Annotated in this window: 13 protein-coding genes; 2 read left to right on the forward strand and 11 right to left on the reverse strand. The window is 65.0% G+C overall.

What is annotated here, in order from left to right:
- From EN745_RS21120 to rplS, 9 genes are all read right to left on the reverse strand, one after another.
- Positions 1-1,152 (reverse strand): GGDEF domain-containing protein (locus tag EN745_RS21120; protein WP_145992082.1); only part of this gene is annotated, 1,152 nt, incomplete at its 3' end.
- 173 nt (positions 1,153-1,325) lie between these two features.
- Positions 1,326-2,735, reverse strand: a complete 1,410-nt coding sequence (gene leuC / locus EN745_RS21125) for a 3-isopropylmalate dehydratase large subunit (RefSeq protein ID WP_127422165.1) — start codon at positions 2,733-2,735, stop codon at positions 1,326-1,328.
- Between the two features lie 66 nt (positions 2,736-2,801).
- Complete coding sequence (locus tag EN745_RS37525; RefSeq protein WP_126059296.1) at positions 2,802-2,927, reverse strand: hypothetical protein; 126 nt, start codon at positions 2,925-2,927, stop codon at positions 2,802-2,804.
- A 190-nt stretch (positions 2,928-3,117) separates the two neighbouring features.
- Positions 3,118-3,753 carry a class I SAM-dependent methyltransferase gene (locus tag EN745_RS21135; protein WP_127422166.1) on the reverse strand — a complete coding sequence of 212 codons (636 nt, stop codon included), beginning with the start codon at positions 3,751-3,753 and terminating at the stop codon, positions 3,118-3,120.
- A 58-nt stretch (positions 3,754-3,811) separates the two neighbouring features.
- Positions 3,812-4,627 carry an amino acid ABC transporter permease gene (locus EN745_RS21140; RefSeq protein WP_127422167.1) on the reverse strand — a complete coding sequence of 272 codons (816 nt, stop codon included), beginning with the start codon at positions 4,625-4,627 and terminating at the stop codon, positions 3,812-3,814.
- Positions 4,628-4,887: 260 nt separating this feature from the next.
- The gene (locus EN745_RS21150; RefSeq protein WP_127422168.1) at positions 4,888-5,685 is read right to left on the reverse strand and encodes a transporter substrate-binding domain-containing protein; all 798 of its coding nucleotides are present in this window, start codon (positions 5,683-5,685) and stop codon (positions 4,888-4,890) included.
- A gap of 177 nt (positions 5,686-5,862) precedes the next feature.
- Positions 5,863-6,366, reverse strand: coding sequence for a MarR family transcriptional regulator (locus EN745_RS21155; protein WP_127422169.1), 504 nt, complete (start codon positions 6,364-6,366; stop codon positions 5,863-5,865).
- Entirely contained in the window at positions 6,363-6,797 is a 435-nt protein-coding gene (locus EN745_RS21160; RefSeq protein ID WP_127422170.1) for an organic hydroperoxide resistance protein, read from the reverse strand. The genes EN745_RS21155 and EN745_RS21160 overlap by 4 nt, the downstream gene beginning before the upstream one ends.
- Before the next feature lie 170 nt (positions 6,798-6,967).
- Positions 6,968-7,504, reverse strand: a complete 537-nt coding sequence (gene rplS / locus EN745_RS21165; protein WP_126057469.1) for a 50S ribosomal protein L19 — start codon at positions 7,502-7,504, stop codon at positions 6,968-6,970.
- A 313-nt stretch (positions 7,505-7,817) separates the two neighbouring features.
- Here rplS and EN745_RS21170 point away from each other — a divergent pair, with 313 nt between their 5' ends.
- Positions 7,818-8,570, forward strand: a complete 753-nt coding sequence (locus EN745_RS21170; RefSeq protein WP_126057468.1) for a sulfite exporter TauE/SafE family protein — start codon at positions 7,818-7,820, stop codon at positions 8,568-8,570.
- Between the two features lie 73 nt (positions 8,571-8,643).
- Here the strand turns inward: EN745_RS21170 and trmD are convergent, their stop codons facing one another.
- Together trmD and rimM are read right to left on the reverse strand one after the other, a co-directional pair.
- Positions 8,644-9,339 carry a tRNA (guanosine(37)-N1)-methyltransferase TrmD gene (gene trmD, locus EN745_RS21175; RefSeq protein WP_126057467.1) on the reverse strand — a complete coding sequence of 232 codons (696 nt, stop codon included), beginning with the start codon at positions 9,337-9,339 and terminating at the stop codon, positions 8,644-8,646.
- Positions 9,336-9,938 carry a ribosome maturation factor RimM gene (rimM, locus tag EN745_RS21180; protein WP_126057466.1) on the reverse strand — a complete coding sequence of 201 codons (603 nt, stop codon included), beginning with the start codon at positions 9,936-9,938 and terminating at the stop codon, positions 9,336-9,338. The genes trmD and rimM overlap by 4 nt, the downstream gene beginning before the upstream one ends.
- 119 nt (positions 9,939-10,057) lie before the next feature.
- On the opposite strand from rimM, the gene EN745_RS21185 reads away from it, so the two are divergent.
- Positions 10,058-10,319: site-specific integrase (locus EN745_RS21185; RefSeq protein ID WP_189363112.1), on the forward strand; the 262-nt coding region annotated here is incomplete at its 3' end.

Genomic DNA, 10,319 nt, shown 5'->3' on the forward strand with positions numbered 1-10,319 from the left:
CTCATAGGATAGCCGCACGCTGTCGCGGCCGTTCTTCTTGGCCTTGTAGAGCGCATCGTCGGCGCGGCGCATCAGCGGCGCCAGACCCTCGTCGCCGGTGCGGGCGGCGACGCCGAAACTCGCCGTCACACTGACGCCGCGCGGCAGGCTGGCGACCCCACCGGACGAATAGAGCGAGCGGATCGCCTCGGCGAACAGCCGCGCCGAAGCGAGATCGCACAACGGCAGGAGCACGGCGAACTCCTCGCCGCCGATGCGGCCGGCAGCACCGCGCGTGCCCGTGGCGAAGCTCAGCTTGGCGGCGAAGTCGGCGATCACCCTGTCGCCCACCGCGTGCCCGTGCCGGTCGTTGAGTGCCTTGAAGTGGTCGAGGTCGGCAAGCACCATGGCGACGGGGAATTTCGCCTTGGCGCACTGGTCGAGCAGCAGCGCCGCCCGCTCCTCGAAACCGCGGCGGTTGAGCAGGCCGGACAGCGGGTCGGTATGGGTCTCGGCCTTCAGAGCCTTCATCACGTCGAGTGCGGCCGCCGAAAACAGGGAAAGCGCGATCAGCAGCGACAGCAGCGCATGCGACAAGAGCGCCGTCGTCCAGTAGGACGAGCCGTAGAATCCGTCATAGCTCGGGAACGGCCCGTGCGCGATGACGACGATCAGGGTTCGGACGACGAAGTTCAATCCCGACAGCAGCGACAGCACGAACAGGATCTTTTCCGTCGGACCGTTGCCGCGCACCGTGCGCAGTTCGGCGGCGACCAGCAGGCTGAGGGCGCCGAAACCGAAATTCATCGACAGGATGCGCCAGGTCAGATCCTGCTGCACAAACATGAACCATGAAAAGGCGGCGAGCCCGCCGCCGGTGGTGAGTGCGATCCCGACATAGGGGACGCGCCGCCCGTAGCGCGCGACGATGGCGCTGGAGAGGCAGCAGGCGGCCGCCGTGAAGCATATGTTGGAGACAAGCTTGGTCAGCACCATCCCGACAGGAAGCGTGAAATACTGGAACAGGAAGCCGGGGGCCGACAGGCAGTAGCTCGCAGCCAGCACCGCCAGATAGGGGCGATGGCGCTGATGGAACCACAGGATGAGGAACGCCGCGCCAAGCGCCAGCGCGATCGTCGGGTTGAGCAGCGCTATGAGCAGACCCGTGTCCAAACGATGTGATTTCCCCGCTTACGTCAGGAAAGATGCTAAAGCGCAAGCCCAAACAAGCGGTTAAGCCAAGGCCGCTTTGCCGAAAAAACCGGCGGCGTGGGCAAAGAAGAACCCCGAACCATCGGGATGGTTCGGGGTCTGCTTGGGTTCTGTATGCGGTAGGTCGCGGCCGCCTATTTCCAGTCGCGGATGTCGACGAAATGGCCGGCGATCGCTGCCGCCGCCGCCATGGCCGGCGACACCAGATGGGTGCGGCCCTTGAAGCCTTGCCGGCCCTCGAAATTGCGGTTCGAGGTCGAGGCGCAGCGCTCGTGCGGCTTCAGCCGGTCGTCGTTCATGGCGAGGCACATCGAGCAGCCCGGCTCGCGCCAGTCGAAACCGGCGGCGAGGAAGATCTTGTCCAGACCCTCGGCCTCCGCCTGTTCCTTGACCAGGCCGGAGCCCGGCACGATCATGGCGTTGACGCGCGGATTGACCTTTCTGCCCTCGACCACCTTGGCGGCGGCGCGCAGATCCTCGATGCGGCCATTGGTGCAGGAGCCGATGAAGACGCGGTCAAGCGCGATGTCGGTGATCTTGGTGCCGGGCGTCAGCCCCATATAGTCGAGCGCGCGCAGCTTCGACGAGCGCTTGTTCTCGTCGGTGATCTCTTCCGGATTGGGCACGAAGCCTTGCACCGAGACGACATCCTCGGGCGAGGAGCCCCAGGAGACGATCGGCGGCAGCTTCTGCGCGTCGAGCACGACCACCTTGTCGAAATGCGCGCCTTCATCCGAATGCAGCGTCTTCCAATAGGCAAGTGCGGCATCCCAGGCCGCGCCCTTCGGCGCGCGCGGCTTGTCCTTGACATAGGCGAAGGTTGTCTCGTCCGGCGCGATCAGGCCGGCTCGCGCCCCGCCTTCGATCGACATGTTGCAGATCGTCATGCGGCCTTCCATCGACAGCGCACGAATCGCCTCACCGGCATACTCGATGACATAGCCGGTGCCGCCGGCGGTGCCGATCTCGCCGATGATGGCAAGGATGATGTCCTTGGCGGTGACGCCTTCCGGCAGCGTGCCGTCGACACGCACCAGCATGTTCTTGGCCTTGCGCTGGATCAGCGTCTGGGTGGCCAGCACATGCTCGACTTCCGACGTGCCGATGCCATGCGCGAGCGCGCCGAAAGCGCCGTGCGTGGAGGTGTGGCTGTCGCCGCAGACGATGGTCATGCCGGGCAGGGTGAAACCCTGCTCCGGGCCGATGATGTGGACGATGCCCTGGCGGATGTCGTTCTCGGAATAATAGTCGATGCCGAAATCCTTGGCGTTCCTGGCCAGCGCCTCGACCTGGATGCGGCTTTCCTCGTTCTTGATGCCGAACTTGCGCTCGGGCGAGGTCGGCACGTTGTGGTCGACCACGGCCAGCGTCTTTTCCGGATGCCGGACCTTGCGGCCGCTCATGCGCAGGCCTTCGAAGGCTTGCGGGCTAGTGACCTCGTGGACGAGGTGGCGGTCGATGTAGAGCAGGCAAGTGCCATCGTCCTGACGGTCGACCAGATGGTCGTCGAAAATCTTGTCGTAGAGGGTGCGCGGTGCGCTCATGTGCGTAAATCCGTCGATATGAAAAGGGGGAGAGTAGACGCCGGCAGTCCGGCGCCACGACTGCGATCAGTCGGCCTGGCTAAGTCGGCTGGTGAGCGCGCCGCAGACGCGCGCGGCAAATCGCGACGGCAGGCGCTTTCTGTCCTGCAGCACAAAACTTTTATAAGCCGGATCGCCGAAAAGCTCTTCCATGGCGCTGCTCATATCAATGTTTTGCCTTTTCGGCAATTGCGGGCGGCGGTGCGGCTTTCCCTTCCCCCTTGGGGGGAAGGTGGATCGGCGCGCAGCGCCGAGACGGATGATGGGTGTTGGAAGGAGTGCCGTCATCCGACCTCGCTTCGCGAGGCCACTTCTCCCAGGGGAGAAGGGAAGAGGGCGGCGCTCACATCACTTCAAACACAAACGTCTTCACCAGCGCTTCCGGATCGCCGATCGCGTAGCAGCGGAACCACGGACTTTGCTCCACGGCTCGCCATTTCTTCGCCTGCTCCAGTTCGTCGAACACCGCCTGGAAGCCGCCGCTCTCGAACACCTGGTCGCGCACGGTGAAGATGGCGTGGCCGCCGCTCTTCGTGATGCGCACCAGCTCATGCAGGCCGGAGGCTGGCGCGTGGCCGATGGTGAAGACGCCGGTCGAGAAGAAGGCGCGGAAATGCCCGTCCGGCCAGGGCAGCTGCCTGCCGAGCATCGCCTTCTTCAGCTCGCCATAAGCCTGCCGACTGCCGGCGAGCTTCAGCATGTCGTCCGAAAGATCTAGCCCGGCGATGTCGCCATAGCCCAGTGCCTTGAGCGACGGGCCGGAGAGGCCGGTGCCGCAGCCGGCGTCGAGCAGCGGACCTTCGCCGACAGGCACGTGGCGCGCCACCCAGGCTGTGATCAGGAAGGGGAGCAAATAACCGAGCGAGGCGGTCTCGCTGTCATAAGTAGCGGCCCACTCGGCATAGGCCTTGGCAAGCGCTTCCGGCGTGTCGGCCGTGTAGACGGAGTCCAGCGCCGCATTGGCCTTGTCGAAATTCATCGATTGTCCTCCTCCGCTACCGCGCGGCGAGGATCGTAGCGCGGTCTTTGGCGGGCGGCTATTGCTGGTGCTGGCGGCGCAGCCGTTTCTCGAGCCCCCTCAGCGCCAGCGACAGGCCGACCGTGAGGATCAGATAGATGTAAGCGACGATGGAATACGTCTCGAAGAAGCGGAACGAGCCGGCGGCGTAGATCTTGCCCATCTGGGTGATGTCGGCGACGCCGAGCACCGAGACCAGCGAGGAATCTTTGACCATGGCGACGAAGTCATTGCCGAGCGGCGGCAGGATGGTGCGGATCGCCTGCGGAAAGACGATGAGCCGGAAGCGCTGTGCGCGCGTCAGCCCCAGTGCCTTGGCCGCTTCGATCTGGCCCTTCTCGACCGACTGGATACCGGCACGGAACACTTCGGAGATGAAGGCGGAATAGCCGATGGTCAGCGCCATGATGGCGCGCCACAGAAGCGAGACGTCGCGCACCTGCAATTCTCCGAGATAGCCGGCGCTCTGCAGCGGCGCGGTCAGCGCGTTCCACGCCGCGACGAAGGCCGGCGCGCCGGCGAACGCGATCCAGAACAGCAGCACCAGGATCGGCACACCGCGGATGATCTCGACATAGAAGCGGGCGATCTGGCGAAGCAGCCGCGAGCTCGACAGCCCCATCAGCGCGATGCCGAGCCCGATCGCCGAGGCCAGCCCGAAGGCGACCACGGTGACGAAAACGGTGATGCCGATCCCCTTGGCGACCGTGGCGAAGACCTGGGCGTAGAGGTCGCTGGAAGCGATGAACAGAGCGGCGGCCAATGCGAGGACGAGGGCGGCCGCCAGCCACCAGGGGAATTCGGATTTGGCTGCAGAAGCGGACGGCGCAGGCATCAGCTGGCACCGCTGGTGTAAGAATCGCGAAAGGCTGGCGCCAAGGCCCCCCTCTCTGGCCTGCCGGCCATCTCCCCCTCAAGGGGGGAGATCGAACTTCGCGTTGGCTTTCGCCAATCACCAACGTTGAATGAAGAGCACCGTCGGCGGAGCTGCCAATCTCCCCCCTTGAGGGGGAGATGCCCGGTAGGGCAGAGGGGGGTGCCTGGGCGCAATGTCAGCGTGATTTCTCGCAAATGCACCACCCTCAACAAAAGTGCCTACTGCCCCATCTTGTAATCAAGGAACCACTTCTTGTTCAGCGCATCGAGCGTGCCGTCGGCCTTGAGCGAGGCGATCGCGGCGTTGACCGGCTTCACCAGGTCGGATCCCTTGGGGAAGATGAAGCCGAAATCCTCGGTGCCGAGCGGCCCGCCGATGAGCTTGAGCTTGCCTTCGGAAGCGTCGACATAGCCCTTGCCGGCGGTGCCGTCGGTCAAGACGACGTCGACGTCGCCGGATTTGAGTGCCTGCACGGTGGCCCCGAACGTCTCGAACAGTTTGATGCGCGGGTTCTGCTCATTGCCGTCTAGCACGCTGTAGACGGCGGTGTAGAAGGGCGTCGTGCCCGGCTGCGCGCCGATCAGCCCGTCCTTGAAGGCGCCGAAACTCTTGGCGTCGGTGAAGCGGCTTTCGTCGCCACGCACCAGCATGAACTGCTCCGAGCGCATATAGGGATCGGAGAAATCGACCTTCTCCTTGCGGTCGTCCTTGATGGTGATGCCGGTCATGCCGATGTTGTACTGGTTGTCGGAAACCGCCTGGATCATCGCGTCCCAGGAGGTGTTCTGGTACTCGACCTTGAAGTTCAGCCGCTTGGCGATCTCGTTCATCGCGTCATATTCCCAGCCGATCTGCTTGCCGGTCTTGGAATCGATGAACTGCAGCGGCGGATAGGCGTTTTCCGTCACCACCACCACCTTCTTGCCGCCGAGGTCGGGCAGCGTCTCGGCCAATGCGGCGACAGGCGCGAGAAGGCAAGCCAGCAGGGCTGCCAGCAGCAGTTTCGATTTGGTCATGACACGCTCCCAGAAACTTGAAACGCCCGGCGAATGTGCCGGGCTTGCAGGAAAAATCCGGCGCCGACTTTAGCTTTCCGCAAGCGCCTTGCAAGCCGATCCGCTGCGCGGATGGGCACCAAAGTGGATTCCCGTGCTCTCAACGACGTGGTTTTGGAACGTATCGGGGTGGATCGATTATTCCGTCGCTTCCGAGCTCGCGTTGCGCATCTCGGCGACAAAGCGAGTGAGCACACCGTGCAGGGATCGCAGCTCGCCGACCTCGAGTGGCAATTGGCATGCCAGGGCGGCAGGCACCCTGGCTGCCCTCTCGCGCAGGGCCTCGCCTTTGGCCGTCGGCTCGACCAGCACCCGGCGCTCGTCGGCGGCATCGCGCCGGCGGCTGACCAGGCCGGCCGCTTCCATCCGCTTGAGCAGCGGCGTCAGCGTCGCCGAATCCAGGCCTAGCGCCTCGCCAAGCGCGCCCACCGTGCTCGGCGCGCGCTCCCACAGGACCAGCATCGCCAGATATTGCGGATAGGTGAGGCCGAGTGGGTCGAGCAGCGGCCGGTAGAGCTTGGTCATCAGCCCGCTCGCCGAATAGAGCGCGAAGCAGAGCTGCTGATCCAGCCGCGGAACGGCAATCGCCCCGGCTCTATCCGCCGGGACGTCGCTGACGGTCGCTGTGATCTCTGTCGTCATGCTGCCTTTGCCGGAAGCGCCACGGTCGAAAGCGCCACCTCGATATTGCCCCTGATGGCGTTGGAATAGGGACAGATCTGGTGCGCCGCCGATACAAGCGCTTCCGCGCCCGCCGGATCAAGGCCTTTCGTCTCCGCCGCCAGCGACACGCCGAGCCGGAAGCCGCCCTGGTCGTTGGGATGGAGGCTGACGGTGGCCGTCACCGCGGCGTCTTCGAGCGGCAGCTTCTGCTTGCGCGCGACGAAGCGGATCGCGCTTTCGAAGCATGCGGCGTAGCCGGCGGCGAAAAGCTGCTCCGGATTGGTGGCGCCGCCCTGCCCGCCCAGCTCTTTCGGCATCGCCAGATCGACCTTGAGCAGGCCGTCGCTGGTTTCGGCGTGGCCGGCGCGGCCGCCGGTGGCGCGAGCCTGAGTGGTGTAGAGTGCAGACATGTGTGGTCTCCTGTTATTTTGTACACGATTATTTAGTGTACAAGATAGTTTGTCGTCAACGTCCGCGCCCGGATTTTTGGACGGAAAGCCTTCACGGCTACGTGAACGTGTCCAGGAAACGAAAAAAGGCGGCCGAAGCCGCCTTTTCCAGAAACGATTGGTTGAAAGCCTTACTCGGCCGCGGCTTCCGCGGCCTTGGCGGCCTCGGCGGCGGCCTTCTTCTCGGCGGCGTCCTGCGCTGCCTTCTCGGCGGCCAGCGCCTCAGCGGCGGCAACCTTCTCGGCCTCGATGCGCGCCTTCTCGGCGTTCAGCGCATCACGCTCATCGTCGTTCAGCTTGCGGGCGCGCACACCGGTGTTCTCCGAAATGCGGGCCGACTTGCCGCGACGATCGCGCAGGTAATAGAGCTTGGCGCGGCGCACCTTGCCGCGGCGCACGATCTCGACGCCCTCGACCATCGGCGAGTAGACCGGGAACACGCGCTCCACGCCTTCGCCGTAGGAAATCTTGCGGACGGTGAAATTCTCCTGGAAGCCGGAGCCGGAACGGGCGATGACGACGCCCTCATAGGCCTGGACGCGGGTACGAGTGCCTTCGGTGACGCGCACCTGGACGCGCACGGTGTCGCCGGGCTGGAATTCGGGAAGCTTGCGCTTGGCTTCGATCTTGGCGGCCTGTTCGGCCTCGAGCTGACGGATGAGATCCATCTCAAATATCCACTTCTTGTTCTTCCGACAGTCAGAGCGTCCTCAACTCGCCTTGCAGTTCCATCGACCGCTTGGCTATGCCCTCTGTCCAACATAGGACATCGGGCAGGGACGGCTACACCGCCATTGTTGACGGGTTCCGAAAGATCGTTCTTCCGGTTCGGGCGGGCACATACAGCTATTTTGACGCTTTGTCACGCCTTGGCCCTGTCTTTTTTGGCCGCATGCCATCACGCAATTGGCTCCGGCGGGGTTGCGCCGGCCCTCCCAGCTTCCTAATCCGGAGAAAACAATCCTCTCCGGCGGCGTCCTGATGTCTGTTTTCGACGCGATCCTGCTCTTCCTGTCGGGCTTTGTCTCAGGCGCTGCCAATGCGGTCGCCGGCGGCGGGACCTTCATCACCTTTGGCGCCATGACGCTGGTCGGCGTGCCGCCGATCGTCGCCAATGCCACCTCCTCGGTGACCCAGTTTCCGGGCTACATCACCTCGACGCTCGCCTATGCATCCGACATTAGGCATTTCTGGCGCCAGGCATTGCTGCTCTGCCTGATCTCGGCCCTCGGCGCACTGGCCGGCGCGCTCATTCTTCTGGCGCTCGACAACCCCTCGTTCCGCACGCTCGTGCCCTGGCTGCTGCTTGCGGCCACCGCCCTGTTCGCCGCCGGGCCGTGGCTGAAGCCGGCGCCGAAGCCCGGACACCAGCCGACCGTCGGCTGGCTCGCCGGTTCGCTCGTCCAGTTCCTGACCTCGATCTATGGCGGCTTCTTCGGCGCCGGCATGGGCGTCATGATGCTGGCGACACTGGGCCTGACCCAAGCCGGCGACTACCACCGGCTGAACGCGATGAAGAACATGCTGGCGGTGGTCATTGCCGCCATTGCCATCCTGGTCTTCGTCTCCGGAGGTGTCGTCGCCTGGCCCCAGGCGATCGTCATGATTCCTGGCGGGGCGCTCGGCGGCTATGCCGGCGTCTGGATCGCCAAGCGCGTGCCGCAGAACGTCGTGCGCGGCTTCGTCGTCGCCGTCGGCCTGTTCCTCGCCTTCTACTATTTCACCAAGGGCTGAGAAATCCCGAAGAGTGGGACCCGGTTTTCGGAAAAGATCATGGTCAGATAAAGAGAAGGACGATCCGCTCGAGCTACCGGGGCGGATCGTCCGCCAGCAGATCCGGCCGCCGCTCCTTGGTCAGCTTCTCTGCCTCGGCCCGCCGCCATTCTGCGATCTTTCTGTGATTGCCCGAGATCAGCACATCGGGAATCGGCCGGCCCTCGAACTCCTGCGGCCGCGTATAGTGCGGATGTTCGAGCAGGCCGTTCTCGAAACTCTCTTCTTCGCCGGAGACCGCATTGCCCATGACGCCCGGCAAGAGCCGCACCACGGCATCGAGCAGCACCAGCGCGGCCGGCTCACCGCCCGACAGGATGAAGTCGCCGACCGAGACCTCCTCTAATCCCCGCGCGTCGATCACCCGCTGGTCGACGCCCTCGAAGCGGCCGCACAGGATCACCGCGCCAGGCCCGGCGGCAAGCTCGCGCACGCGGGCCTGCGTCAGGGGTTTTCCGCGCGGGCTCATCAAGAGGCGGGCGCGCGCATCACCCGGCGGCGAGGCATGGTCGATGGCTTTCGCCAGCACGTCGGCGCGCATCACCATGCCGGCGCCGCCGCCAGCCGGCGTGTCGTCGACGGTGCGATGCCTGTCGGTGGCGAAATCGCGGATCTGGATCGCCTCAAGCGACCATGTGCCGGCTTCCAGCGCCCGGCCGGCCAGCGATAGGCCGAGCGGACCGGGAAACATCTCCGGATAGAGCGTCAGCACCGAGGCAACAAAGCTCACCGATTGCCCCCGGCGTCCTTCGGTCCGCGCGGCCGGCCCTTCGGGTCGAAGCCGTCGCGGCCGGGAGCGGCCTGGCCATCCTCGTCTTCGACCAGCCCCGCCGCCAGCGGATCGACGCGGACGAACCCTTCGGCGACCGACACCTGCGGGACAGCGGCCTGGGTGAACGGAATCAGTACGCCTTTGCGGCCGGCAAGCGTCACGTCGAGTATGTCGCCACCGCCGAAATTGTGCACGGCGACGACCTTTCCGATGGCCGCGCCGGTGTCGTCCCTGACCTCCAGCCCGATCAGGTCGGCGTGGTAGAACTCATCCTCCTCGCCGTCGTCAGGCAGCACCGAACGATCGACGAACAGCTCGGTGCCGGAAAGCGCCTCGGCGGCATTGCGGTCGCTGATACCCTTGAAACGCACCACCACGACGGTGTTGGCGGGCCGGATGTCGATGATCTGGAAGGCGCGGCCGTCCTTGGCATAGAGCGGCCCGTAATCGGCCAGCGCCAGCGGATCGCCGGTGAAGGTCTTCACCCGCAGCTCGCCCTTGATGCCATGTGCGGCGCCGATCACGGCCAGCTGGACGGGGTTCTGGGGCTTGGTCATGGCGCGACATCCTTTGCCCTGCTCTAACCCTCCCCAGCCGTCATTTCAATGATCGCCCGGCGTCATTCCAATGATCGCCTCTTCACCGCTTCCTAACCCGACTGGCGGACAATGCCGCCATGCAGGAATTCCTCATCCCGGCAAAACCCGACCTCCAGGCGGCGCGCGAGAACTGGCTGAAGATGCTGGCGCGCGAACGGCGGCTGTCACCGGAGACGGTGGAAGCCTATGAGCGCGACACCCGCCAGTTCCTGCATTTCCTGACCGGCCATTGCGGCGGTCCGCCCGGCATATCCGACATTGCCGAGTTGCGCCCGGCTGATCTGCGCGGCTTCCTCGCCGCCCGCCGCAACGCCGGCGCCGGTGCCCGCACGCTCGGCC

The organism is Mesorhizobium sp. M4A.F.Ca.ET.022.05.2.1 (assembly GCF_003998845.1).
Taxonomy (GTDB): Bacteria; Pseudomonadota; Alphaproteobacteria; order Rhizobiales; family Rhizobiaceae; genus Mesorhizobium.